The sequence below is a fragment of the Limnohabitans sp. Rim8 genome (genome assembly GCF_945901735.1).
Taxonomy (GTDB): Bacteria; Pseudomonadota; Gammaproteobacteria; order Burkholderiales; family Burkholderiaceae_C; genus Limnohabitans_A.
In genome coordinates this window covers 36,539-62,395 of record NZ_CAMDLM010000025.1, presented here as the reverse complement: position 1 = coordinate 62,395, position 25,857 = coordinate 36,539, and the positions used below count along the sequence as shown (strand labels likewise).

General features: G+C 59.1%; 24 protein-coding genes. 14 read left to right on the top strand and 10 right to left on the bottom strand.

Going from position 1 to position 25,857, the window contains the following annotated elements:
• From acnB to Q0O99_RS12740, 4 genes are all read right to left on the bottom strand, one after another.
• Positions 1 to 2,342: bifunctional aconitate hydratase 2/2-methylisocitrate dehydratase (gene acnB, locus Q0O99_RS12755; RefSeq protein ID WP_293752103.1), on the bottom strand; the 2,342-nt coding region annotated here is incomplete at its 3' end.
• 24 nt (positions 2,343 to 2,366) lie between these two features.
• Positions 2,367 to 3,224 (bottom strand): hypothetical protein, encoded by an 858-nt coding sequence (locus Q0O99_RS12750; RefSeq protein WP_293752101.1) that lies wholly within the window; start codon positions 3,222 to 3,224, stop codon positions 2,367 to 2,369.
• 26 nt (positions 3,225 to 3,250) lie between these two features.
• Positions 3,251 to 4,180, bottom strand: coding sequence for a CoA ester lyase (locus Q0O99_RS12745; RefSeq protein ID WP_367185247.1), 930 nt, complete (start codon positions 4,178 to 4,180; stop codon positions 3,251 to 3,253).
• A gap of 109 nt (positions 4,181 to 4,289) precedes the next feature.
• The gene (locus Q0O99_RS12740) at positions 4,290 to 5,276 is read right to left on the bottom strand and encodes a malate dehydrogenase (protein ID WP_293752097.1); all 987 of its coding nucleotides are present in this window, start codon (positions 5,274 to 5,276) and stop codon (positions 4,290 to 4,292) included.
• 239 nt (positions 5,277 to 5,515) lie between these two features.
• Here Q0O99_RS12740 and Q0O99_RS12735 point away from each other — a divergent pair, with 239 nt between their 5' ends.
• The 7 genes from Q0O99_RS12735 (at position 5,516) to Q0O99_RS12705 (ending at position 11,543) form a co-directional block, all read left to right on the top strand.
• Complete coding sequence (locus tag Q0O99_RS12735) at positions 5,516 to 6,298, top strand: GntR family transcriptional regulator (RefSeq protein WP_293752095.1); 783 nt, start codon at positions 5,516 to 5,518, stop codon at positions 6,296 to 6,298.
• Positions 6,299 to 6,426: 128 nt separating this feature from the next.
• On the top strand, positions 6,427 to 6,858 hold the full coding sequence (gene sdhC, locus Q0O99_RS12730) for a succinate dehydrogenase, cytochrome b556 subunit (RefSeq protein ID WP_293752093.1): 432 nt from the start codon (positions 6,427 to 6,429) through the stop codon (positions 6,856 to 6,858).
• Between the two features lie 40 nt (positions 6,859 to 6,898).
• Complete coding sequence (sdhD, locus tag Q0O99_RS12725; protein WP_090142047.1) at positions 6,899 to 7,267, top strand: succinate dehydrogenase, hydrophobic membrane anchor protein; 369 nt, start codon at positions 6,899 to 6,901, stop codon at positions 7,265 to 7,267.
• 53 nt (positions 7,268 to 7,320) lie between these two features.
• Positions 7,321 to 9,126, top strand: a complete 1,806-nt coding sequence (gene sdhA / locus Q0O99_RS12720; protein WP_293752089.1) for a succinate dehydrogenase flavoprotein subunit — start codon at positions 7,321 to 7,323, stop codon at positions 9,124 to 9,126.
• A gap of 63 nt (positions 9,127 to 9,189) precedes the next feature.
• Positions 9,190 to 9,894: a succinate dehydrogenase iron-sulfur subunit gene (locus Q0O99_RS12715; RefSeq protein ID WP_293752087.1), complete on the top strand. Its 705-nt coding sequence runs from the start codon at positions 9,190 to 9,192 to the stop codon at positions 9,892 to 9,894.
• Positions 9,894 to 10,202, top strand: coding sequence for a succinate dehydrogenase assembly factor 2 (locus Q0O99_RS12710; RefSeq protein ID WP_293752085.1), 309 nt, complete (start codon positions 9,894 to 9,896; stop codon positions 10,200 to 10,202). Before Q0O99_RS12715 ends, Q0O99_RS12710 begins: the two co-directional genes overlap by 1 nt.
• A 42-nt stretch (positions 10,203 to 10,244) precedes the next feature.
• Positions 10,245 to 11,543, top strand: a complete 1,299-nt coding sequence (locus Q0O99_RS12705) for a citrate synthase (protein ID WP_293752083.1) — start codon at positions 10,245 to 10,247, stop codon at positions 11,541 to 11,543.
• Positions 11,544 to 11,608: 65 nt separating this feature from the next.
• Here Q0O99_RS12705 and Q0O99_RS12700 read toward each other — a convergent pair whose 3' ends face one another.
• From Q0O99_RS12700 to Q0O99_RS12685, 4 genes are all read right to left on the bottom strand, one after another.
• Positions 11,609 to 12,709 carry a VWA domain-containing protein gene (locus Q0O99_RS12700; RefSeq protein ID WP_293752081.1) on the bottom strand — a complete coding sequence of 367 codons (1,101 nt, stop codon included), beginning with the start codon at positions 12,707 to 12,709 and terminating at the stop codon, positions 11,609 to 11,611.
• On the bottom strand, positions 12,702 to 13,772 hold the full coding sequence (locus Q0O99_RS12695; protein ID WP_293752079.1) for a DUF58 domain-containing protein: 1,071 nt from the start codon (positions 13,770 to 13,772) through the stop codon (positions 12,702 to 12,704). Before Q0O99_RS12695 ends, Q0O99_RS12700 begins: the two co-directional genes overlap by 8 nt.
• Positions 13,741 to 14,721 (bottom strand): MoxR family ATPase, encoded by a 981-nt coding sequence (locus Q0O99_RS12690; protein ID WP_293752105.1) that lies wholly within the window; start codon positions 14,719 to 14,721, stop codon positions 13,741 to 13,743. Before Q0O99_RS12690 ends, Q0O99_RS12695 begins: the two co-directional genes overlap by 32 nt.
• A 106-nt stretch (positions 14,722 to 14,827) precedes the next feature.
• A complete protein-coding gene (locus Q0O99_RS12685; RefSeq protein WP_293752077.1) occupies positions 14,828 to 15,751 on the bottom strand; it encodes a trypsin-like peptidase domain-containing protein in 924 nt (307 codons plus the stop codon).
• Positions 15,752 to 15,806: 55 nt separating this feature from the next.
• Between Q0O99_RS12685 and Q0O99_RS12680 the strand changes: the two genes are divergently transcribed.
• The 3 genes from Q0O99_RS12680 (at position 15,807) to Q0O99_RS12670 (ending at position 18,771) form a co-directional block, all read left to right on the top strand.
• Positions 15,807 to 16,880 (top strand): VWA domain-containing protein, encoded by a 1,074-nt coding sequence (locus Q0O99_RS12680; protein ID WP_293752075.1) that lies wholly within the window; start codon positions 15,807 to 15,809, stop codon positions 16,878 to 16,880.
• A 140-nt stretch (positions 16,881 to 17,020) separates the two neighbouring features.
• On the top strand, positions 17,021 to 17,908 hold the full coding sequence (locus tag Q0O99_RS12675) for a CoA ester lyase (RefSeq protein WP_293752073.1): 888 nt from the start codon (positions 17,021 to 17,023) through the stop codon (positions 17,906 to 17,908).
• A 47-nt stretch (positions 17,909 to 17,955) separates the two neighbouring features.
• Positions 17,956 to 18,771: an SDR family NAD(P)-dependent oxidoreductase gene (locus Q0O99_RS12670; RefSeq protein ID WP_293752071.1), complete on the top strand. Its 816-nt coding sequence runs from the start codon at positions 17,956 to 17,958 to the stop codon at positions 18,769 to 18,771.
• Between the two features lie 29 nt (positions 18,772 to 18,800).
• Here the strand turns inward: Q0O99_RS12670 and Q0O99_RS12665 are convergent, their stop codons facing one another.
• The gene (locus Q0O99_RS12665; RefSeq protein ID WP_293752069.1) at positions 18,801 to 19,718 is read right to left on the bottom strand and encodes a LysR family transcriptional regulator; all 918 of its coding nucleotides are present in this window, start codon (positions 19,716 to 19,718) and stop codon (positions 18,801 to 18,803) included.
• Positions 19,719 to 19,813: 95 nt separating this feature from the next.
• On the opposite strand from Q0O99_RS12665, the gene Q0O99_RS12660 reads away from it, so the two are divergent.
• The 4 genes from Q0O99_RS12660 to Q0O99_RS12645 are packed head-to-tail and all read left to right on the top strand — an operon-like array spanning position 19,814 to position 23,249.
• Positions 19,814 to 21,154, top strand: a complete 1,341-nt coding sequence (locus Q0O99_RS12660) for an acyclic terpene utilization AtuA family protein (RefSeq protein ID WP_293752067.1) — start codon at positions 19,814 to 19,816, stop codon at positions 21,152 to 21,154.
• A gap of 20 nt (positions 21,155 to 21,174) precedes the next feature.
• Positions 21,175 to 21,492, top strand: a complete 318-nt coding sequence (locus tag Q0O99_RS12655) for a hypothetical protein (RefSeq protein WP_293752065.1) — start codon at positions 21,175 to 21,177, stop codon at positions 21,490 to 21,492.
• A 31-nt stretch (positions 21,493 to 21,523) separates the two neighbouring features.
• Positions 21,524 to 22,492, top strand: coding sequence for a tripartite tricarboxylate transporter substrate binding protein (locus Q0O99_RS12650; protein ID WP_293752063.1), 969 nt, complete (start codon positions 21,524 to 21,526; stop codon positions 22,490 to 22,492).
• A 4-nt stretch (positions 22,493 to 22,496) separates the two neighbouring features.
• Positions 22,497 to 23,249 carry an SDR family oxidoreductase gene (locus Q0O99_RS12645; RefSeq protein ID WP_293752061.1) on the top strand — a complete coding sequence of 251 codons (753 nt, stop codon included), beginning with the start codon at positions 22,497 to 22,499 and terminating at the stop codon, positions 23,247 to 23,249.
• A gap of 12 nt (positions 23,250 to 23,261) precedes the next feature.
• Here Q0O99_RS12645 and Q0O99_RS12640 read toward each other — a convergent pair whose 3' ends face one another.
• A complete protein-coding gene (locus tag Q0O99_RS12640) occupies positions 23,262 to 25,451 on the bottom strand; it encodes a fused MFS/spermidine synthase (protein WP_293752059.1) in 2,190 nt (729 codons plus the stop codon).
• Positions 25,452 to 25,857: the final 406 nt, after the last annotated feature.

Sequence of the window (25,857 nt, the reverse complement as noted above, 5' to 3'; positions counted from 1 at the left end):
ACCTGGGCCTGGTTGCCCATGCACAGCGAGCAGCCAGGCATTTCCGTGCGGGCACCGGCGGCGCCGAAGTTGGCGTAATGGCCTTCTTTGATCAACTCGCTCTCGTCCATCTTGGTGGGCGGTGCGACCCACAGCTTGACCGGGATGTCGCGGCTGCCGCCGAGCAGCTTGGCCGCCGCGCGGAAGTGGCCAATATTGGTCATGCAACTGCCGATGAAGGCTTCGTCGATCTTGGTGCCGGCCACGTCGGACAAAAACTTGGCGTCGTCCGGGTCGTTGGGGCAGCACAGGATCGGCTCTTTGATCTCGTTCATGTCGATCTCGATGACGTGTGCGTATTCGGCGTCTTTGTCGGCTTCGAGCAGGTTGGGCGCGGCCAGCCAGGCTTCGACTTTCTCGATGCGGCGCGCCAGCGTGCGGGCGTCGGCATAACCGTCGGCGATCATGTTTTTCATGAGCACCACGTTGGATTTGAGGTATTCCTCGACCGGCTCTTTGTTCAACTTGATGGTGCAACCGGCGGCCGAGCGCTCGGCGGACGCGTCGGACAACTCAAACGCTTGCTCGACCTTGAGGTTGGGCAGGCCTTCGATTTCCAGGATGCGGCCCGAGAACTCGTTGATCTTGCCGGACTTGGCCACGGTGAGCAGGCCCTGCTTGATGCCGTACAGCGGAATGGCGTGCACCAAATCACGCAAGGTCACGCCGGGCTGCATCTCGCCTTTGAAGCGCACCAAGATGGATTCGGGCATGTCCAAAGGCATCACGCCCGTGGCCGCGCCAAACGCCACCAAACCCGAACCTGCGGGGAAGGAAATGCCGATGGGGAAACGGGTGTGCGAGTCACCGCCGGTGCCCACGGTGTCGGGCAACAACAAACGGTTGAGCCAACTGTGGATCACGCCATCGCCGGGGCGCAGTGACACGCCGCCACGGTTGCTGATGAAAGCGGGCAGTTCGCGGTGGGTTTTGACGTCCACCGACTTGGGGTAAGCCGCGGTGTGACAAAACGATTGCATGACCATGTCGGCCGAGAAGCCGAGGCATGCCAGGTCTTTCAACTCGTCGCGGGTCATCGGGCCGGTGGTGTCTTGCGAGCCCACGGTGGTCATCTTGGGTTCGCAGTAGGTACCGGGGCGCACGCCCTGGCCTTCAGGCAAACCGACCGCACGACCAACCATCTTTTGGGCCAAGGTGAAGCCAGCTTGGGTCGACGCGGGCACGGTGGGCAGGCGGAACACGGTGGACGCGGGCAAACCCAGGAACTCACGCGCCTTGGCGGTCAAGCTGCGGCCGATGATCAGGTTGATGCGGCCGCCAGCGCGCACTTCGTCAAACAACACATCGCTCTTGAGCTGGAAGGTGGTGACGGTTTCACCATGGCGCACGATCTTGCCGTCGTAGGGCAATACGTCCACCACGTCGCCCATGTTCAGTCCGCTCACATCGACTTCGATGGGCAAAGCGCCCGAGTCTTCTTGGGTGTTGAAAAAGATGGGGGCGATCTTGCCACCCAAGGTCACGCCGCCAAAACGCTTGTTCGGCACGAAGGGGATGTCTTCACCAAAGCCCCAGATGATGCTGTTGGTGGCCGACTTGCGGCTAGAGCCGGTGCCGACCACGTCGCCCACGTAGGACACCAAGTGGCCTTTTTTCTTGAGCTCTTCGATCATGGCCATGGGGCCGCGCTTGCCGTCTTCTTCGGGCTTGAAGGGGGCGCCTTCGCGGGTGTTTTTCAGCATCGCCAGGTAGTGCAATGGGATGTCGGGGCGACTCCAAGCGTCGGGCGCGGGCGACAAATCGTCGGTGTTGGTTTCACCAAGCACCTTGAAGACGGTGATGGTGATTTTCTTCTCGACTTCGGGACGGCTGGTGAACCACTCGGCCTCAGCCCAGCTTTGCATGACCTCTTTGGCCTTGGCGTTGCCGGCCTTGGCTTTTTCGGCGACGTCGTTGAAGAAGTCAAACATCAACAATGTTTTCTTCAGGGCTTGAGCAGCCACGGCAGCCACTTCAGTGTTGTCGAGCAATTCGATCAGTGGGTGCACGTTGTAGCCGCCCACCATGGTGCCCAGCAGCTCAGTGGCCTTGGCTTTTGAGACCAAAGCCACGTTGATTTCACCGTGCGCCACAGCAGCCAGGAAAGACGCCTTGACCTTGGCGGCATCGTCCACGCCCGGTGGCACACGGTGGGTCAACAGGTCCATCAAGAAGGCGTCTTCGCCTGCTGGTGGGTTCTTGATCAGTTCGATCAGTTCGGCCACTTGCTTGGCATCCAGCGGCAAAGGTGGGATGCCCAAGGCGGCGCGTTCGGCGGCGTGTTCACGGTAGGTTTTCAACATGGTTTTTTCTCCGGTCAGTCAAAGTCAATCGTTGGATCTGCCCATGCCGGCTTTGTCAAACAGGCTGGGGGGTGGGTTGGTTTTCATGTCTTGGCCATAGGCCACTTGTTCGGGGTGCGCACAGTCGTCGGCCACGCGTCGGCCTTTTTTCTGGTCCATCAGCATGGACTTGTTGGCCAGTTGCAGCCATACGGCACCGGCTTTTTTGTCCTCCAGACGCAGTGCGCCGGTGTGGGTGCGCACGGGGTACATGCGGTAACGGAAGCCTTTGCCCTGCACATGAAAGTAACCCGGCGCCGCCGCATCGGCTTCGACGCGCACGCTGGCTCCCATTTCACAGGGCATGAGGCCCAGGTGAATTTGCTGGGCGATGGCCAATTCTTGCGCCACTGGATCTGACTTGCTCTGGGCCACGGGAGCAGTCGCAGCCCAACCAGCAGCCACAGGCGAAAGAGGCGGCACCGCTGCCAGCGCCGGGGCGGTGGTCGAGGTCGGCACCGCAGCCAAGGTCGGTGCAGCAGTCGCATCGCTGCCCTTGGGCGGCAGCTCAGTCCAAGCGGGCAAAGCCTGGATAGGCACAGGTGCCTGCGCCTGGGTGGGCTGAGGGGCCGAAACGTGGGCGGGCACGCCATTCACGGGGGCCGCATCGGCAGGCAGCTGAACGCTCGGTGACGTTGAAGCTTTGGCCAAAACGGCCGCCTGGGTTGCAGCCTCGGCAATGGCTCTGGCCTGCAGGCGCGCCGTGAGATCAGCATCAGCGCGGGCTTTGGCCTGTGCGGACGACCGGTGGGCCTGAGCCTTGGCGCCAGACTGGCCCTGACTTTGTGCCCAGACAGGCAGCAGCAGCGCCGCACCGACCAGAACAACAAGGTTCTTGAACATGGGCATCCCTTTGAAGAATTCGGTCATCATGACAGGCTGCGCTGCAGGCTCTTGGGGGCCACATCCAACAAAGCCTGCATTGGGGCGGGCAAATGGCGGCCGGTCTGGTGCGCGCGCTCAATCAGTTGCCAGAAAAAACGGTAACTGGCCCGGTCGTGCAATTGACCTGCGTGGCTGATGGGCGCCCAGTCGGCCGCTTGCGCCGCCAAAATGATCTGGCTGGCTTGGTCGATCTGCGCCTCGCTGGGGGACATGGCCTCCAGGATGGGGCGAATCTGGTCGGGGTGGATGCTCCACATGCGGGTGTAACCCAGCTCACGGCTGGCTTTTTGGGCGGCCATGCGAATGGCATCGGTGTTCTTGAATTCGGTGACCACGCAGTGCGAGGGCACTTTGCCGTGCGCATGGCAGGCGCTGGCGATCTCGAGCTTGGCGCGCAGCACCAGCGGGTGAGTGAACTGCCCCTGAATGCCCATGCCCTCGGCGGGAATCGCACCGCCGTGCGCCGACACAAAATCCATCAGGCCAAAGCTGATCGACTGCACACGCGGGTGGGCGGCGATGTCAAAGGCGCAGTGCACGGCTGCGGGCGACTCGATCAGCACATGCACCGGCAAATGGCCAGCGCCCGCAGTGATCAAGGCCGCTTGCACGCGGTCCACATCGGCCACGCTCTCGACTTTGGGCACCATGATGTGCGTCAAAACGCGACCGGCCCGGCCCGCGATGTGGCTCATGTCGGCTTCAAAACTGGGGTGGTCCACCGGGTGGACCCGCACCGCAATGCGCGCATTGGCGCAAGCGGTTTTCGCGGCCAATGCCAATTCGGTCACCAGCGCGGCATGCTCGGCTTCACCACCGACTGGCGCGCCGTCTTCGCAATCCAGGGTGACATCAAAAACGCAAGCGCCGAACTCTTGCAACATGTCCGCCTGCAATTGCAGGCTTTTGCGCATCCTCGCTTCCACTCCGCTGTAGTGGTCACAAACCGGCAGCTGAACACTGGCGGCTTGTGCTCCCAACAGAACGTCGCGAGGATGGCTCACTTGGACTTCTCTGCCTGAATCAGATCAGGTGAGCCACACCAGCTTGCTCGTCGGTCAACTCTTTCAGGGTCTTGTCAATGCAGCCTTGGCTGAAATCGTCGATTTCAAGCCCTTCAACCACTTTGTACTCGCCGTTTTCGCAAGTGACAGGGAAGCCGAACATGACATCTTTGGGGATGCCGTACCAGCCTTGCGACGCAATGCCCATGGTGACCCACTTGCCGTGGGTGCCCAAGGCCCAGTCGCGCATGTGGTCTATGGCGGCATTGGCGGCCGATGCGGCGGAAGACAAACCACGCGCTTCGATGATGGCTGCGCCGCGCTTGCCGACGGTGGGCAAAAACACGTTGGCGTTCCATTCTTGGTCGTTGATCATGGTCTTGACCGACTCGCCCTGGATGGTGGCGAAACGGTAGTCGGCATACATGGTGGGCGAGTGGTTGCCCCAGACGCACAGTTTTTCGATGTCGGCCACGGCTTTGCCGGTCTTGGCAGCGATTTGGGACAGGGCGCGGTTGTGGTCCAAACGCAGCATGGCGGTGAAGTTGCCGGGCTTCAGGTCTGGCGCAGCCTTCATGGCGATGTAGGCATTGGTGTTGGCGGGGTTGCCCACGACCAGCACTTTCACTTCGCGCGAAGCCACAGCGTTCAGGGCCTTGCCCTGCGCTGTGAAGATGGCGCCATTGATGGCGAGCAACTCGGCACGCTCCATGCCGGGGCCGCGTGGACGTGAACCGACGAGCAATGCGTAGTCCACATCTTTGAATGCGGTCATGGGGTCGCCATGGGCTTGCATGCCCACCAACAATGGGAACGCGCAATCTTCGAGTTCCATCATCACGCCCTTGAGTGCTTTTTGCGGGCCTTCGACCGGCACTTCGAGCAACTCCAGGATGACAGGCTGGTCTTTGCCCAGCATTTCACCGGAGGCGATGCGAAACAACAATGCGTAACCGATTTGACCTGCTGCGCCGGTGACGGCAACGCGGACGGGCTTTTTGCTCATGGTGGAAAACTCCGAAGTGTTGAAAACAAGGATGACGGTCCAACGCCAACACCCATGTCGGCAAGGCCGTCCGGCGAACCGGACCCACGCACCCAGCCTCATCGAAAAGGCCGAAAGCGCAAGCAAACAGCCTGTGAGTGTAGCCGCGAAAACCCTGAATCGTCAATTTGTCTTATGTCTTATATAAGATAAGATCTGACACCTGACTGCCTACTGACCAGCTGGTCAAGCTCTCGCCCATGAACACCTCTTTGCCACCCACAGACGCCCCTGCGGCTGCCGAATCCCTGGCCGCTATAGCCGCGTTCAGTCCGCTGTACCAGCAGATCAAGAGCTTGATCCTGCAAAGCCTGCAGGCCGGCGAATGGAAACCCAGCGAATCGATTCCCAGCGAAATGGACTTGGCCCTGCGTTACCGGGTCAGCCAAGGCACCGTGCGCAAAGCCATCGATGAGCTGGCCAGCGGGCATCTGCTGATCCGCAAGCAAGGCAAAGGCACCTTTGTGGCCACCCACGCCGAACACCAGGTGCAGTACCGGTTTTTGAAACTGGTGGCCGATCAGGGCGACCTGAACACCGAAGGCCCGGCCCAGCGCGAGATCGTCGACTGCAAACGCTTACGCGCCTCGGCCGATATCGCGCGCGCATTGGCTTTGCGTTCTGGTGACACCGTGCTGCAAGTGCGAAGAGTTCTTTCGTTTGCCAATGTGCCCACCATTTTGGAAGACCTGTGGTTGCCCGGCACGCCCTTCAAGGGCCTGACGGCCGAGCGCCTGGCCGAGTACCACGGTCCCATGTACGCCCTGTTTGAAACCGAGTTCGGTGTCCGCATGGTGCGCGCCGAAGAAAAAATCCGGGCCGTGTTACCCGACAAGTCCCAAAGGGAATTGCTGCAACTGCCCCCCAACACGCCCTTGCTCAGTGTGGAGCGCATTGCCTACACCTACAAAGACACCCCGATGGAGCTGCGGCGCGGCCTCTACCGTACCGACAAACACCATTACCACAACGATTTGAACTGACACAAAGCCGACTTCAACGTCTTGTAGAAGACTGTCACTGAAATGATCACGTCAGTTTGCTGCGTTGCAATAGAATCCAACGGCTTGTAATCCACAACACGAACGCGTTACACCCAGAAAGTACCCACATGACCGAACTCGTCCGCAAGCGGCCTGAATTCCGCAACATCAACGCCCTGAAAGACCTGCCCTCGTACCGCTTGCCAGCCGCTGGCATCGTCTCCATCCTGCACCGCATCAGCGGTTTCCTGATGTTCTTGCTGATGCCCCTGTTCATCTGGTTGTTTGACAACTCCATCACTTCCGAAATCTCCTATGCCAAGCTCTCAGCCGCTTTTGGCATCGGCATCGGCTTTGTGCCAGGCTGGTTCTTCAAGCTGTTGGCTCTGGCGCTCATCTGGGCTTATTTGCACCACTTCATCGCTGGCGTGCGCCACATCTACATGGACGCTTTCCACGCCGTGACCAAAGAATTCGGCAAGTCTTCTGCCGTGGCTACTTTGGTGCTCAGCCTGGGCTTGACCGCCGTGCTGGGGGCCAAGCTGTTTGGCCTGTACTGATTTCTCCGCCCCTCACTCAAAACAACAAGGAAACTGACCTATGTCGTCCGTGAATTACGGCTCCAAACGCATCGTGACCGGTGCTGGCTATGGCTTTCGTGACTGGCTGGCCCAACGTGTGACCGCCGTCCTGATGGCGCTCTTCACCGTGGTCTTGCTGGCCCAAGTGATCTTCACCTCAGGCCCCATCGGCTACGAAGAGTGGGCTGGCATTTTTGCCTCTCAGTGGATGAAGGTCCTGACCTTCTCCGTCATCATCGCCTTGCTCTACCACGTCTGGGTGGGCATGCGTGACATCTGGATGGACTACGTCAAGCCACTGGCTCTGCGCCTGGCCTTGCACGTCTTCACCCTCGTCTGGCTGGTCGGCTGCGCCGGCTGGGCTGTTCAGGCCCTGTGGCGCCTGTAATCCGGCAGCCCTCGCCTGTCATTGCGCTGAAACCACACCAACCAAGTTACACCATGAGCTATACCCAAGACAAAATCACCACCCGCAAGTTTGACGTTGTGATCGTCGGCGCCGGTGGTTCGGGCATGCGTGCCTCGCTGCAGCTGGCCCGTGCTGGCCTGAACGTGGCCGTCCTGTCCAAAGTGTTCCCCACCCGTTCACACACCGTGGCGGCCCAAGGCGGCATCGGTGCGTCGCTGGGCAACATGTCCGACGACAACTGGCACTACCACTTCTACGACACCATCAAGGGCTCCGACTGGCTTGGCGACCAGGATGCGATCGAATTCATGTGCCGCGAAGCGCCCAAGGTCGTGTACGACTTGGAGCACATGGGCATGCCGTTTGACCGCAACCCGGACGGCACGATTTACCAGCGCCCCTTCGGCGGGCACACCGCCAACTACGGCGAAAAGCCGGTGCAACGCGCTTGCGCTGCGGCTGACCGCACCGGTCACGCCATGCTGCACACGTTGTATCAGCAAAACGTCGCCGCCAAAACCAGCTTCTTTGTGGAGTGGATGGCGCTGGACCTGATCCGAGACGCCCAAGGCGATGTGGTGGGCGTGACCGCCCTCGAGATGGAAACGGGCGACCTGCACGTCTTGCACGCCAAGACCGTGCTGATGGCCACCGGTGGTGCAGGCCGCATTTACGCGGCATCGACCAATGCCTTCATCAATACCGGTGACGGTCTGGGCATGGCCGCGCGAGCTGGCATTCCACTCGAAGACATGGAGTTCTGGCAATTCCATCCCACCGGCGTGGCCGGTGCTGGCGTGCTCTTGACCGAAGGCTGCCGCGGCGAAGGCGCCATCTTGCTCAACAGCAATGGCGAGCGCTTCATGGAGCGCTATGCGCCCACCTTAAAAGACTTGGCCCCGCGTGACTTCGTGTCCCGCTGCATGGACCAGGAGATCAAGGAAGGCCGTGGCTGCGGTCCCAACAAGGACTACGTGCTGCTCAAGTTGGACCACCTGGGGTCGGAGACCATCCACAAGCGCCTGCCCTCGGTGTACGAAATCGGCGTCAACTTCGCCAACGTCGACATCACCAAAGAGCCAATCCCGGTGGTGCCCACCATCCATTACCAGATGGGTGGCATCCCCACCAACATCAACGGCCAAGTGGTGACGCAAAACGCCACCGACCACAACGCCGTGGTCAACGGTTTGTATGCGGTGGGCGAATGCTCTTGCGTGTCGGTGCACGGCGCCAACCGCCTGGGCACCAACTCGCTGCTTGATTTGCTGGTTTTTGGCCGCGCTGCAGGCAACCACATTGTCGACTTTGCCTCCAAAACCAAGTCGCACAAAGACCTCCCAGCCGATGCCACTGACCGCACACTCGAGCGCTTGAACAAGCTCGAAGGCCGTGGCGGCGAATACGCCCAAGACGTGGCCAACGACATGCGGGCTGCGATGCAGCAACACGCTGGCGTGTTCCGCACCCAAGCCTCCATGGACGAAGGCGTGCAAAAGATCGCGGCCATCCGCGAGCGCGTCAATGCCATCGGCCTGAAGGACACGTCCAAAGTGTTCAACACCGCCCGTATTGAAGCCCTGGAAGTGGAAAACCTGATCGAAGCCGCTCAGTCCACCATGGTGTCTGCCGCTGCCCGCCGCGAATGCCGCGGTGCCCACACCGTGAGCGACTACGAGCGTCCAGTGGACGACGCTGTGGCGCCATTGGGCCGCGACGACGCCAACTGGATGAAACACAGCCTGTGGCACAGCGCCGACAACAGCCTGACCTACAAACCGGTCAAGCTCAAGCCCCTGACTGTGGACTCTGTGCCACCCAAGGTTCGCACGTTCTGAAGATTGTCTGGACCGTGCACCCCAAGTGGCGGTCCTCCCCTCGAATACACCAGGAGTTATTCCATGACCCTACGCACTTTCCAGATTTACCGCTACGACCCTGACAAGGACGCCAAGCCTTACATGCAAACCATCCAGGTGGAACTGGACGGCAACGAGCGCATGCTGCTCGACGCCCTAATGAAACTCAAGGCCGTGGACCCCAGCATTTCGTTCCGCCGCTCTTGCCGCGAAGGCGTGTGCGGCTCAGACGCGATGAACATCAACGGCAAAAACGGTTTGGCGTGTCTCACCAACATGAACACCCTGCCCGGCACCATCGTTTTGAAACCCCTGCCCGGCTTGCCCGTGATCCGCGATGTGATCGTGGACATGACGCAGTTTTTCAAGCAGTACCACTCGATCAAGCCCTACCTGATTAACAGCACCATTCCGCCTGAGACCGAGCGCCTGCAAAGCCCGGAAGAGCGTGACGAGCTGAACGGCTTGTACGAGTGCATCTTGTGCGCCAGCTGCTCAACCGCCTGCCCCAGCTTCTGGTGGAACCCCGACAAGTTCGTGGGCCCCGCCGGTTTGCTCCAAGCCTACCGCTTCATTGCCGACAGCCGCGACGAAGCCACCGCCGAGCGCCTGGACAACTTGGAAGACCCTTACCGCTTGTTCCGCTGCCACACCATCATGAACTGCGTCGATGTCTGCCCCAAGGGTCTGAACCCCACCAAGGCCATCGGCAAAATCAAAGAAATGATGTTGCGCCGCGCTGCCTGATGACCGTCACACCCATGCTAGAAGACGCGACACTGGTTGGCGCTGACCGCCTAGCGCCTTTGAGCGAGCGGTCACTCAGCAAGCTGCGCTGGCGCAGCCGACGCGGTCTGCTCGAAAATGATTTGTTCATCGAGCGCTTTTTCAATCAACATGCTACGAGTTTGTCGGTTGGCCAAGCCCGTGGCATGTATGTGCTGATGGACCTGTCAGACAACGATCTCATGGACCTTCTGCTGCGCCGCAAGGAACTTCAGCCCGAGATCAGCACCGAAGAGGTGTGTGAGGTCCTGGACATGTTGAGAGCGTGAACCCCACAGGTTCACCCCCCTGTTTTTTTGAGGAAATCCACCATGAAACTCGCCGATAACAAAGCCACCCTGTCGTTCTCCAACGGCAGCCCGAGCATCGAGATGCCTGTTTACTCTGGCAACATCGGTCCTGACGTCATTGACATCCGCAAGCTGTATGGCCAAAGCGGCATGTTCACTTACGACCCGGGTTTCCTGTCGACGGCCTCATGCCAATCCGCCATCACCTACATCGACGGCGACAAAGGCGAACTCTTGTACCGTGGTTATCCCATCGAACAGTTGGCCAACAGTGTTGACTACCTGGACACCTGCTACTTGCTCTTGAATGGTGAATTGCCCGTCGGCCAGCAAAGCAAGGACTTCCACAAGTTGGTGAACAACCACACCATGGTCAACGAGCAGATGCAGTTTTTCCTGCGCGGCTTCCGACGTGACGCCCACCCGATGGCCGTCTTGACGGGTCTGATTGGTGCTTTGTCGGCCTTCTACCATGACAGCACCGACATCAACAACCCCGAGCACCGCCACATTTCAGCGATCCGTCTGATCGCCAAGTTGCCCACCCTGGTGTCCATGGCCTACAAATACGGCGTGGGCCAGCCCTTCATGTACCCGCAGAACAACCTGAGCTATGCAGGCAATTTCTTGCGCATGATGTTTGGCGTGCCCTGCGAAGAGTACGTGGTGAACCCCGTGCTCGAGCGCGCCTTGGACCGCATTTTCATACTGCACGCTGACCACGAGCAAAACGCGTCCACATCGACTGTGCGACTGTGCGGCTCGTCCGGCACCAACCCGTTTGCGGCGATTGCTGCGGGCGTGGCTTGCCTGTGGGGTCCTGCCCACGGTGGCGCCAACGAAGCTTGCCTGAACATGCTGGAAGACATCCAGAAAATGGGTGGGGTATCCAAAGTTGGCGAGTTCATGGAAAAGGTCAAAGACAAGAACTCCGGCGTCAAGCTCATGGGTTTTGGTCACCGCGTTTACAAAAACTACGACCCTCGCGCCAAGTTGATGCAAGAAACTTGCGACGAAGTGCTGAAAGAGCTGGGCCTGGAAAACGACCCGCTGTTCAGGCTGGCCAAAGCCTTGGAAAAAATCGCTCTGGAAGACGACTACTTCGTCAGCCGCAAGCTTTACCCCAACGTGGACTTCTACTCCGGCATCGTGCAACGCGCCATTGGCATTCCCGTGAACCTGTTCACCGGCGTCTTCGCCCTGGCCCGCACTGTCGGCTGGATCGCCCAGTTGAACGAAATGATCGGTGACCCCGAGTACAAAATCGGCCGCCCACGTCAGCTGTTCACCGGCTCTGTGCGCCGCGACGTGCAGCGTTGATAGGTTGTCAGCCTGATCTGAAAGCCCGCCCAGTGCGGGCTTTTTTTCGACTCAAATCTGCTGACTCAAACGATCCGACCATGCCGCCACCAGGCCCAGGCGCAGCCCGAGCTCAGCAGCAACATGCCCAGCAAGGCACACAAGGCAGAGACCTCGGTGCGTCGGTGCTTTTTGAGCACGATCTTGCTGCTCAGGGACTGGTAAATCTGCAGCAGGTCCTCGCGCTTGTCAGCGCTGAAGTATTCAGCCTTGGTGATCTCGGCGATTTTTTTCAGGCTGGCCTCGTCCAGCTTGACCCGCATTTGCATGCCCTGGGCTTTGAGCACCGTGCCTTGCGCCGTGCCCACCCCAACGGTGTAGACACGCACCCCCAGGTCGGCGGCCACTTGGGCCATCTTGAGGGCGCCAGGCCCCACATTGCTTTGACCATCGCTGAGCAGCACGATGGCAGCAGCTGTGTTGGAGCCGGGTGGTACTTTGGGCAGGCTGACCGGATTGCGGGGTGCTGCGCCCGATGTGCCTGCTGCGCCTGAAGGGTCGGAGCTTGCACCCCCGAGGGGCACACCGCTTGCGGCCTGGGGGCTGGTCTCGCCCTCGATCAGTCCGCGCACGTCCAGGCCCGAGCCGGGCAGCATGGCGTGCAGCGCAATCACGATGCCACTGCCCAGGGCCGAGCCCGGCTGCAGGCTCAGCTGGTCGATGGCCTGAATCACCAGATCGCGCTGGTCGGTGGGGGCCTGCACCAGCGCAGCCGCCCCCGCCACGCTGACCACGCCCAACTTGACCTGGCCAGGTTGCCCCAGCACAAAACTTTTGGCGGCAGCCTGCGCCGCTTCAATGCGGCTGGGTTGTACATCGGTGGCGCGCATGCTGCCCGAGCTGTCGATGGCCAGCATCACGGTGTCGATGCGGCTGGGCAACAGCAAGATGGCCTGGGGCCTGGCGATGGCCACCAGCAGGCTGGCCAAGCCCAGCAGCACCAGCAGCGCCGGGGCGTGTCGCGTGAACCTTATGGTGGCCGCAACGGTGTTCACGCGGGCCGAGGGCCATGCCCGCTGCACGCCACGGCGCTGCCAGGCGATGTACAGGCCCAGCCACAGCGGCAAGCTGGCCAGCAGCCACAGCAGGCGTGGCCAGACGAACTGGACCGAGTGCCATTCAGGCATGAACACCTCCCGCGTGAACGGGTCGCTGGCTGCCCAAAGGGGCTGCACACCCACCGGTGCTCAACTGGCTGACGCGTTTGCGCAGCTGTGCAAAACGCAGCAAGGCCTGGTCCATCGCTTCGTCGGTGTTCAGCTCCAGGCAGTCCACACCGGCTTGGGAAAGGCTCTCCAGCAAAGCCGCTTCACGGTCCTGGGCCTGCTGCGCAAAACGCTGGCGAAACGCCGCATCGTTGCCGTCCACCAGCAGTTGTTCGCCCGACTCGGCGTCTTGCACCAGCAGCATGCCGGTGTTGGGCCAAGCCATCTCCAGGGGGTCGCGCAAGCGCACCGCCACCACTTCATGGCGCCGGGCCAGCTGGGCCAGGTTTTTTTCCCAGCCGGGCGGACTGATGAAGTCGGACACCACAAACACCGCCGAGCGCCGCTTGAGCACCGACTGGGCCTGCGCCAGCCATGGCCCCAGCGCGCTGGTCTGCACGGCCTTGCCATGGCTTGGGGTTTGGCCCGCCTGCAGCATCTGGTGCACGATGTGCAGCAAATGCCGCCTGCCGGAGCGGGCGGGTACCACGCTGTGGGCGCGGTCTTGTCCGGTGAACAGCATCAGGCCCACGCGGTTGCCATGCTGCGACAGCAGCTTGGACAGCACGGTCACGATGCTGCAGGCCAGTTGGCGTTTGCTGGTGGGGCCAGAGCCAAAAGCCACCGAGGCGGACAGATCGATCACAAACCAGGCAGCAATTTCGCGGTCTTCCTGGTGTTCGCGCACATAGGGGGTTTGCATGCGGGCGGTCACGTTCCAGTCGATGTGGCGCACGTCGTCGTGCGACTGGTATTCGCGCAGATCGGCCAGCACCAAGCCACTGCCACGGAACAGGCTGCGGTAGTCGCCTTGCAGTTGGCCATCGAGCCTTTTGAGCACGGTCCATTCCAGCCTTTGCAGCCATTGCGCTGCGTTGGGCCATGGCGAGTCTGCGCCGGGCGCGCCCAGCCCTGGGCCTTGGGGCTGGCCGCTGCCAGCGGCAGCCGTGGCCTCAGTGGGCTTCTTGCGCAGCCAGTTGAACATGGCGGTCCAGGGGTTTACTCGGTGCGGGCACGGCCTGCAGAATTTTCAGGATCAACGCATCGGCCGTCATGCCGTCAGTCAAGGCTTCGTAGGACAGCACCAGGCGGTGGCGCAGCACATCGGGCACCAAGTCGATCAGGTCTTGCGGCAGTGCGTAGGGGCGCCCGCGCAGGAAGGCCAGCGCCCGTGCGCCTTCGATCAGGGCGATGGTGGCGCGGGGGCTGGCACCAAAGGTCAGATAGGGCGCCAGCTCCGACAATCCGCAGCGCACCGGATCGCGCGTAGCGGCCACCAGCTTTACGGCGTACTGCACCAGGGCCGGGTCGACATAACCCTGGCGGCATTGCGCCTGTAGCGCCAAGAGCTGTGCGGTGTCGGCCACAGCCGCTGCAGTGGCGGGCATGCCGGTCACGCGCTGCACGATCACAAACTCTTCTTCCTCGGTGGGGTAGCCCACCAGCACCTTCATCATGAAGCGGTCCACCTGCGCTTCGGGCAAGGGGTAGGTGCCCTCGGTCTCGATCGGGTTTTGCGTGGCCATCACCAAAAAGGGCCGGGGCACCGCATGGGTTTCACCTGCGATGGTGACTTGCCGCTCCTGCATGACTTCGAGAAGTGCGCTTTGCACTTTAGCGGGTGCCCGGTTGATTTCGTCGGCCAGCAGCAAGTTGGCAAACACCGGCCCCAGCACAGTGCTGAACTCGCTGATTTTTTGGTTGTAAATGCGGGTGCCCACCAGGTCGGCAGGCAGCAAATCGGGCGTGAACTGGATCCGCTTGAAGCTGCCACTCACGGTTTTTGCCAGCGTGTTGACCGTGAGGGTTTTGGCCAGCCCCGGCACGCCCTCAATCAGCAGATGGCCTTGCGCCAGGATGGCCACCAGGATGCGTTCGAGGAAAGCGTCTTGCCCCACCACCACGCGTTTGACTTCGTACAGCACGCGCTCCATCAGCGCGGCGTTGACAGCAGCGCTGGGAGGGGTCTGGCCCTGGTTCCATGCCAATTCAGAGGGGTTCATGCACAAAGCCTTTCAGGATCAGGTAGGTCAGCAAAAATCAAAACGGCGGCAAGCCCATACCGCCACCCGCGCTTTCAATGGTGGCGGCAAACACGATGCCAATGAAGGTGCGGGCCGAGGTGGGGTTCAAGATGGCGGTCACGATGCCCACCACTTCGCCGGCCATGTTGATGAGCGGCCCACCCGAGTTGCCGGGGTTGGCGGCGGCATCGGCCTGGATCAGGCCGCGCATCATGGTTTTGCCTTCGGAGCCGAACGACCGGTTCAGGCCCGAGACCACGCCGGCCGAGACTGAGGGACCAATGCCAAAGGGAAAGCCCACGGCCACCACTTCGTCACCGGGTTGCAGGTTCTGGCTGCTGCCCAGCGTGGCGGGCTGCAGGTCGTCCGGCAGGCGTTTGGCCTTGATCACGGCCAAATCGTTTTCGGGTTGCACGCCGATCACCAGCGCTTCCGATTCGGTGCCATCGGCAAAGGTGACCTGGATGCGCTTGGCGCCTTGCACCACATGCAAGTTGGTCAGGATGACCCCTTCTTCCGAGATCACCACACCGGAGCCCACGCCGGTGTTTTGCATGTCGCCTTGGGGATTTTTCTTGTCTTCGTCCTGGGTGTGCACACGCACCACCGAGGGCGCGATCAGCAGCGCGGCACGGGCGGCCCGCGAAGGCAGGTCTTGGGTGTTCAGGGTGTGCAGCACGGCCGCGTTGATGTCGTCTTGCGTCAGCCGCTGGGGTGTGCCCGCCTGCCGGGTCAAGGCCCAAGTGAGCGTGGCGCTGAGCAAGGCGCACAGCAGCAACGCGGCCCAAAGCGGCAGGCGCTGCAATCGCTGGGTGATGTGGCTGGGGCTGCGGGAAGCTGTGTACGCTGGATGGGTATTGTCCGTTTTTGCCGCTGCAGGAAGCATTTTGTCAGCCCCTTGTGCAGAGGGCTTTCGGCTGTAGAGTGCGGCGCGTTTCATCGTTGTTGGGAGCTTCGGTGATACAGTGGGCAGACTTTATTGCACGCCTCATGACATGCACTTTATCTGGCCCGAGCTGCTTTGGCTATTGTTGTTGATCCCCCTGTTGGTGGTGGGGTACATCCGGGCTTTGCGCCGCAAACGCACCATGGCGGTGCACTACCCCAGCCTGGACCTGATCCGGCCCGCTCTGGGACCAGGGCACCGGATACGCAGGCACATTCCCCCCGCTTTGCTGCTCTGCGCCCTGACCATGGTGTTGCTCGGCACCGCCAGGCCCAGTGCCCGGATCTCTTTGCCTGCCGACTACCTGACCCTGGTGTTGGCCATGGACGTGTCGCGCAGCATGCTGGCCGAAGACGTACCGCCCAGCCGCATCGTCGCAGCCCAGCAGGCGGCCAAATCCTTTTTGCAAGAGCTGCCAGGCCATGTGCGCGTGGCCGTGGTGTCTTTTGCGGGCAACGCCCAGTTGGTCCAAGGCGTGACGGACCAGAAAGATGCGTTGTTGGCTGCCATTGATGGCTTTCAATTGCAGCGCGGCACCGCCACCGGCAGTGGCTTGCTGGTGGCGCTCAACACCTTGTTGCCCGAATCGGCCATTGACCTGGAGTCGGTGTTGTACGGAGCCGAATTCAAGTCGGGCAGCTTGGCTGCGCAAGGGGGCGGTTTGGCGGGGCGTTCGCTGGACCAGCGCCCTGCCCCCGGGGCCGCAGAGCCATCCAAGCCCGTGCCTGTGGGATCGTACACGGCCGGTGCGGTGATCTTGCTGTCCGATGGGCGCCGCACCACCGGGCCCGATCCGGTCGAAGTGGCCAAGTGGGCGGCTTCCAAGGGGGTGCGCGTCTACACCGTGGCCTTTGGGACGCCCAATGGTTTTATTCCGGGTTTTGAAGGTTTCTCTTTTTACGCCAAGGTCGATGAAGCGGCTTTGCAAAAAGTGGCCGAGACCACGGGCGCAGAGTTTTTCAGGGCCACCAACGCCAGCGACCTGGCCAACATTTACCAGCACCTGTCATCCAAGTTCACGCTCGAGCGGCGGGACACCGAAGTCACCGCTTTGCTCGCGGCACTGGCGGGCGTTTTGGCGCTCTTGGCCATGGGCTTGTCGATGCGCTGGTTCCGTCATTGACCTGCCCAGCTGAAACCCGATGCACACAGAGCCCTACCACATACAAACGCGAGCCTGAAAATCAAGTCACCGCTTTCCTGAAAAAACAGCGCAACTAGCCTGCACACAGCCCCAACTTCACCCCAGTGACTATGCCCCCCATGGATCCTGAACTTCGACGCACTTGGCTGTTTGGCCCAAGTGCAGACCCTGCAGCCCACGAGGCCATGCTGGCCAGCCCTGCAGACGCGTTGATCGCAGACCTTGAAGACTTCACCCCGCCGCAGCTTCGACCTCAAGCCCGCGAGGGCATCTCCCACCTGCTGGCCAGTTGGCGCACAGCGGGCAAGGTGGCGGTGGTTCGCATCAACGACTTGACCACGGATGGGCTTGTCGATCTGAATGCCGCCATGCCAGGCCGGCCCCACGTCGTCGCCTACCCCATGGCCACAAGCTCAGAACAAATGAGGGCATTGGACGAGGCCATCACCGGCATCGAGATAAACCTTGGCATCGCCTTGGGCACCACAGAGATACTGCCGGTTTGCGAAACGGCTCTTGGCGTGGTGGACGTGCGCAGCATCGTCGCCGGGAGAGCCAGAATTCGCTGCGCATTGCTGGGCGCGGAAGACCTCGCCTCTGACCTGTGTGCCGAGCGTCAACCCGATGCCAATGAGCTGGACTACGCCAGGCGGCGCTTCATCCTCGAATGCCGTGCGGCCAGGGTAGAGCCCATCGATGCCCCCTATACCTTTACCGATGAACAAGGCGCCTTCAAAGAGGCGCACTGCAGCCGGCGCCTTGGTTACCGCAGCAAGTCCTTGGTGCGGCCAGACCACGCCAAGTCCATCAATGCAGCGTTGACACCCAGCGACGAGGAGGTCCGCCGCGCCAGCGCCATGGTCATTGCTTTTGAGGCTGCACGCGCACGGGGTGAAGATCGGGCACTCGTCGAAGGGCTCTGGGTGGAAGTCCCCACCTACCGCAATGCGTTGCGAACACTGGAGCGGGCAAGGCGGCTCGCATCTGGATACCAAACCCGCCATTGAGATCGACTTGTTCTTAACTCCTCATATCCAAAAAACTTCCATCAACCATGAAAACATCTCCAAATTCCAATCCCGTTGTGGTCGTGACCGGAGGTGCTCGCGGTATTGGCTTGGAGATTTGCAACACCTTCCTCAAGCGGGGTTACCGCGTAGCGGCTCTGGACATGGACAAGGAAACGCTGGCCCAAACAGAAGCCCACTTCAACACCCCAGATTTTCTGGCGATTCACTGCGATGTGTCCAAGCCCGTTCAGGTGTCACGCGCTGTCAATCGAATCGAGAAAAAGTTCGGCCGCATCGATTCACTCGTCAACAACGCGGGCGTCGCCATTTTCAAACCGCTACTGGAGGTGACTTGGCAAGATTGGCGATACATCATGGACACCAATTTGGACGGTGCCTTTTGGTGCACGCAGGCGTGCGCCAAAGTCATGCTCAAAAACGGGGGTGGCAGTGTCGTCAACATCGCCTCGATCTCGGGCCTGCGAGCCAGCACCCTGCGGGTGGCCTACGGCACCAGCAAAGCGGCCATCATCCACCTGACCAAACAGCAAGCGGCAGAATTGGGAGATGTTGGCATTCGCGTGAACTGTGTCGCGCCTGGGCCTGTGGCCACAGAAATGGCCAAGCTGGTTCACAGCAAGGCCATCATCAAAGACTATCACGACACCATCCCCATGAACCGCTATGGCAGCACAGAAGAAATAGCCAACGCAGTGGCCTTTCTGTGCTGCCGTGAGGCCAGTTACATCAACGGCCAAACCATCGCGGTCGACGGTGGGTTTGATGCCTCGGGTATCGGCCTGCCCACTTTGCGAAAAAATCGCCAAAGCGCATCACCCCGGAAAATCAGGAAAGTTTAAGCATCCTGTTACCCCCGGCGTCAATGTGATCAGCCACCTTGCTCAAACGAGGTGTTTTTTGGGTCCAAGGTCTCCAGCAGCAACTGCTCATAGAAGCTTTGCGCTGCTGCAGAAAGACTGTGGTTTTTCCTTTTGACCAGGTAGATCGGTCGAACGGCTTTTTTGTCCTTGATTCGGACAGCGGCCACCCCCGTTCGCATGCACAAAGTCAAGGCGAATTGAGGAACGATGCTCAGGCCAAAGTCGCGCGCCACCAACGCCCCCAGCGTGCCCAGTTGGCTGACCTCCAAGCCCGTATCCACGACCCCTGCGCTGCCAAGAAAAGCTTGCACATGCTGCCAAACACTCCCACTGCGAATGGTGTGAATGAACGGCTGTTTCTTGAGATCTCTTAATGAAATTTCTGCTTCACTGGCGAATGGGTGACTGCTGTGGCAGATCAAAAACATGGGTTCATTGAATAAAAATTGCGAGTCCAGCTCCAATGGGTTGCCTGGTTGCGCATTGATGGCAATGTCAGCTTGACCTTGCCTGATCAAATCCAGGCACCGATCCGAAACGACGTCCGACAGCCTGAGCTCAATGCTCGGAAACCTTGATTTAAAAACAGCCATTCGCTCGGGCAACCAATTTGAAGCAATGGAAGGAGGCGCCGCCAAGCTGACGCGTCCTGCTTTTTTTTGTAGCCGATCACTGATGTCCTCTATGGTTGTTCGTATTTCGGCGGCAATCCGATTGGCGCCCAAAGAAAAGATTTCACCCTCTGGCGTTAAAAATACGTTCCTCGTATCGCGGTCAAAAAGTTTGATGCCCAATTGCGCCTCCAAGCGACTGATGGACTGGCTGAGGGCCGAGGGAGAGACATGACAGCGCTGGGCCGCCAAACCGAAATGCCGGGTTTCTTCAAGCGCTAAAAAGGCATCAATCAATCGACCCGATATTTTCATAAGATGCGCTTAACAATCGTGCAGTTAATTTAATTTTACAAACCAATCAAACAGCCGCAAAATAAACGAGTGTTTTCAACACATCAGGACTTCAGATGCAAACATTGGCCGTGGGCTGCGGTGCAGGTTTTTCAGGTGATCGTGTAGACGCCGCCCTTCCGGTGGTCAAGTCGCTGATCGCCCGAGGAGGCCCTGCCGCCTTGATGTTTGAAAATTTGGCAGAAAGAACTCTGGCCCATCAGCAGCTCATTCGTCGGGCCAATCCAAGCCTCGGCTATGAGCCCTTGCTGGAATTGGAACTTAGCCCCATCTTGGCCGATTGTTTAGCACACAACATTCCCATCATTGGCAACTTCGGCGCAGCCAACCCACAGGGCGCGGCCTTGTGCATATTGAAATTGGCCGAAAAATTGGGCCTGCCCAAACCTCGCATCGCTGTGGTCTTGGGCGATGACTTGTCGACCCAGCAGGGCCGTGCCCTTGTCAAACAGCATTTGCACGGCGCGTTTGACGAGGCTCGTTTTGTTTGCGCCAACGCTTATTTGGGTGCATTTGAGATCGCCCAAGCCCTTCAGCAAGGCGCCCAAGTCGTGGTGACCGGTCGAGTGGCCGATCCCTCCTTGTTGCTGGGGCCTGCCATCGCCCACCATCAGTGGAGTGCAACAGATTGGGACCAATTGGCTGGGGCCACCATGGCTGGGCATCTGCTGGAGTGCGGGGCACAAGTCACTGGCGGGTACTTTGCCGATCCAGGCAAAAAAGAAGTCCCCGGTCTTGAGAATGTGGGGTTTCCCATTGCGGAAATTTTTCAGGATGGCTCTTGTGTGATCAGCAAGGCGGACCACACGGGCGGCTTGGTCGACTGCCGGACCGTGAAAGAACAACTGCTTTATGAAATGCATGACCCTGCCGCCTACATCACCCCCGATGTGGTGGCTGACATCACCCAAGCCAAAGTGGAACAAACAGGGCCGGACCGTGTTCGGCTCTCGGGCGTGAAGGGCCATGCCCGAACCAGCACCCTCAAAGTACTGGCCTATTTTGATGGCGGTTGGCTTGGAGAAGGTGAAATTTCATACGCAGGTCCCAATGCCGAAGCAAGGGCTCGACTGGCCATGCAAGTCATGCAAAAACGCATGGGCCATCACATGCCACTTCGCTTTGACCTCATTGGTCTGACGAGCATTCTGGGCGATGATGGTGGCAGCATGTTGACCAACACACCCGTGACACGCGCAAGCGATGTTCGTTTGCGGGTTGCCGCCAAGCACGAATCATTGGCCATCATTGAATTGCTGTTGCAAGAGCTGACCGCCCTTTGGACTGGCGGCCCAGCTGGCGGTGGTGGTGTTCGTGTGGCAAAACGCCAAAGACTGTCTAACTTGGCATGTCTGATTCCACGCGAGAAGATTCCTGCAACCGTCCATTTTGTTTGAGTATTTCTCAGCACTGACCCATGAACAACATTCTGCTTTACGAGCTTGCACACGCCCGAACAGGTGACAAAGGCAACCATGCCAACATCAGTCTGATTGCCTACAAACAAGACGACTTTGCTTTGCTGGTCGATCAGGTCACGCCTGAAAGGGTCGCCGTTCATTTTGGCGCTCGCCGCCCCAGTGAAGTACGCCGTTACCTTTTACCCCACCTAGGGGCCATGAATTTCGTCATGGACAACGTACTGGATGGGGGCGTCAACGACTCACTCAACCTCGACATGCATGGCAAATCTTTGTCGTTCCATTTGCTGACCCTCCCTGTTCAAAGACCTTGAATTCAATTTTTTACAACCATCAGGAGACAACGTGAAAACACGCATTTTTTTAAAAAGCTTGACCCTTGGCCTGGCACTGCTCGGATGGTCCAGTGCCAGTTGGTCGCAGGCTTACCCTTCGAAACCCGTCAAATTTGTTGTACCCTTTCCAGCAGGTAGCGCCACTGACCAAGCGGCCAGGCTGATGGCTCAGCAAATGCAAACCTTGCTGGGCCAAACTTTCCTGGTGGAAAACAAACCGGGTGCAGGTGGCTCGATTGCCGCCATGGACGTCATCCGATCTGCGCCCGATGGCCACACCCTTTTGTTTTCCTCCAATTCTGCTGCCGCCTCCAACGTCGCCTTGCTCAAAAGCATTCCCTACGATCCACTCAAGGACTTCACACCGGTCGCTGCCGTGGGTGAAAACATGCTGGTTTTGATGGTGAAGGCAGATCATCCTGCCAAGAATATTCAGGAATTCATCAGCTACGCCAAGCAGCGCCCCGGCAAAGTCAACGCAGGCTATGGCTCTTCCAGTTCACAAGTGAGCATTGCGGTACTGAATAAGTTGGGCAATATTGACACCATGGGCGTTGCCTACAAAGGCATTCCCCTGGCCATGAACGACGTGATGGCAGGGGTGGTGGACTTCACGTTTGTAGACTTGGGAAACTCCATGGCTCAAGCCAAAGGGGGCAAGTTGCGCCCCTTGGGCATTACCGCCAACAAACGCTCATCGCTGGTGCCCGACTGGCCATCCTTGGCCGAGTCCATGCCCGGCTTTGACATCACCGCTTGGTTCGCCTTGGTGGGCCCTGCCGGCATGCCCAAAGACGTGGTGGACAAACTCAATGCAAGCATGGGGCAAGCCTTGAAATCGAAGGATGCGCAGGAAAAACTGGCTGGCATTGGCATTCAGCCCGTGGTCATGACGCCCGACCAACTGAAAACTTTCATGGCCAGCGAAGTCAGCAAATGGGTTCGCTTGGTCAAAGAAGCCAATATCCAACCTGAATGACCGCATGAACACCTCCAAAAACATCCTCATCACGGGTGCCAGTCGAGGCATTGGACAGGCGATTGCACGCCAAGCGGCGCAGCAGGGCTGGTCGATTGGACTCAACTACAACCAAAGTCAAAGCGAAGCCTTGAGCTTGGCCGAAGAGTTGCGGCAAATGGGCGTGAAAGTCGTTTGTTTGCAAGCCGATGTCAGCCAACAATCGGATGTGCAGCGCATGTTTCGTGAGTTCGAAGAGGCTGTGGGTCCTTTGCACGCACTCATCAACAATGCAGGGATCCTGGCGAGCTTTTTGATCACGGAAGTGGACGAAACCAAGCTCAATCGTCTGTATGGTGCCAATGTATTCAGCGCTTATTACTGTGCGCGTGAAGCGGTGCTTCGCATGTCTACCGCACAGGGTGGCTCGGGTGGTGCGATTGTCAACATGTCGTCGGTCGCATCGCGCCTTGGCGGCTTGTCCGGCGGCAGCGCCTACGCAGGCTCAAAAGGAGCGCTGGACAGTTTCAATTTGGCTTTGGCCAAAGAGGTGGGCGCGCAAGGGGTTCGGGTCAATGCGATCCGACCTGGCCTGATTGCCACTGACATCCACAACGTTCATGGTGGCATTGATCAAATGAAGATCATGGCGAAAACAGCCGTCCCCATGGGGCGTTCCGGTACGGCAGAGGAAGTTGCCAAGGTGGCCATGTGGCTTGCGGGACCTGATGCCAGTTACGTGCACGGCAGCATCGTGGATGTTGCAGGTGGTCGATAAGCCGTCTTTGAATCACCGGACAATCGGCGCAATGCTGCTGAACTGGTCTGTCCACAATCTCAAACCCGGTTGGTCATAAGGCTCGTTTCCGAGCAAACGACCCTGCTCGTCCCGCAATTCACGGTTGACCGACGGGTAAGCCTTCAGGTAGGCCTGGTCCTGCGTCATGATGAAGTGCAAATTCCTTCTCACATTGCGCACCTCATCCACAGCTTGGTATTTGTGCCGGTAAGCCATGCCCGAAACTTCGGCTTGGGCTTTCACAATCGGGTAAAGGTTCAAATAGGCATTGGTGATGTTGATCGCGATGTGACCATCGGGCTTGAGGTGGTTGCGATAGATCTGAAACGCCTCACGGGTCAACAAATGGATGGGTACCGACCCGCCTGTGAAAGCGTCCAGCACAATCACGTCGTACAACTTGTCTTTGGGCAATTGCGCCATGCGCAACCGGGCATCACCCAGCAAAATATTCTGCACACCTGCTTTGCAGGTCGACAAGTTGTCAAACCACTCTTGCGCAAACCGAACAGCCGCGGGATTGATTTCATAAAAGTCATAGGCATCGGCTTGGCGTGCGTAGTTGGCCAAGGTGCCAGCGCCTAAGCCAATCAAGGCTACCGAAAGCGAAGGCTTTTGTTCCATGGCCCATTGCAATGTCTCCCCGATACCGCTGTCTCGCGCATAGTAGGTGGTCGGCACATGCCGGAGCGCGTCAGACAGAAACTGCTGGCCATGGGTCACATTGCCACTGAAAAACACCCGGTCATCGCGCTCGGGCTCCGAGACATAGCGCCGCTCCTTCACGGACACCGTGCCATAAAAATTTCGGACTTGGTCGAGCACAACTTCGGTACGGTCGTCCTTGCGGACCTCGCGCCAAGACCACGGGTTTTGCATGGCATACAACAAGGCCACCATGACCACTGCCGTCAAGGCCCCCGCGGCATGACGTACAAAACCACGAGATTGCCCCTCAATGCGAAACAAGACATGGCAAGCCAACACGGCCACTAGGACCAAGGCCATCAACCACTCGAGGTAATCGTCAAAGAATTGGGTGGCGACCAGTGTCACAAACAAGCCTCCGAATGCCCCCCCAATCGACATGCACAGGTAAAACTCGGTCAACCGACGCGTATCCACCGGCCTGCGGCGGTAGAGCTCGCCATGGCACAGCATGCAGACCACAAACAACAAAGCGTAATGCGACCAACGCACCTCATTCACGCCATAGTCCCAATCGATACCGAGCCAACGCGGTATGTCACTCAATCCTGAAGCGGCCAACAACACAACCAGCGTGAGGAATGCAAACAGCTTGGGGCGGTACCAACGGGGGTGGTCAAAAGTCAATATGAACGTGACCAAATACAAACCCAGTGTCGATACCCAAAGCCTGGGCTCTGGCGCCACGTCGTGGCTGATCTGATCGGTGGTCGCAATGAAAACCAATGAGGCCAAAGCCGGCAAAGCCACCCAGGACAGGCGCTGGACCCACGAAGGCTTCAGTACGCTGGCCGCTTGCTTTGGCACAACCTGGGCAGCACCGAAATGGGCTGCGCCGGCGGGCGTCTTGTTTTGCCACGCGCCCAAAGCCACGGGCAAACACAGCAAGGCAAACACCCAAAAGCCCGCTGTCCAAAGTCGCCCCATTTCCTGTTGTTCCAGCCAAGGCTCCAGCACATACGGAAAAGACAAAAGTGCCAAGAACGAACCCACATTGGACAAAGCGTACAAACGGAAAACCGATGAGGCGTGGGCCGTGCTGGTGAACCAGTGCTGAAGCAAAGGCCCGGTGGTCGCCAGACAAAAATACGGCAAACCCACACTGGCCCCCAAAATCAGCAACACCTGAAAGACAGGTGAATCAGGTGACTCAGGCCGAAGCTCCGCCCCAGGCAGCACTCTGGACGCCAACAAGGCCGCCAGCACCAACAAGGCCACATGGACACGCGCCTGGTTTTTCCGGGAGGGCAAGGCCGCCAAAGCATGAGCATACAGGTAGCCCATGCACAAGAGGGTTTGGAAAAACAGCATGGCCGTGGTCCAAACTGCGGGACTGCCACCAAACCACGGCAGTATTTGTTTGCTGAGCAGGGGCTGAACCTGAAACAACAAAAAAGCGCTGGTGAATATCGTCAGCGCAAATGGCAAGAAACTCCACGGATTGGGAGATGGATTGGGCAGGGGATGGGTCATGATCAGGCTTTGACTGGCCATAAAACCAGCACTTTCATTTTGATGAGTAAGACACCGCCTTGCTGCTCATACAAACAGCGCGTTTTCTTGTCCACTCTTGAATGGCGCCGATTCTACAAGCGTCAATTTGAACCAGGCCCCACGGTGCTGTGGGTTGAATTTGTTTCTCAGGACAAGCACAGGGAATATGTCGATGGATGGAGCTCGCTTTTAATGTTATTGAGTTAGCATTTATTCAAAATTCACCAAGCCCTACTGCACCCACCACTCGACCATGGCGATCGAATTAAGGGTAAACACCCACGATGCAATAAAAATCACGATTCATCAAAAATTAATGCGAAAAATGATTATTCTTCTGTCTTGACCCAGGAGCCAAATTGCTCAGATTTGCATGGCCCAGTCC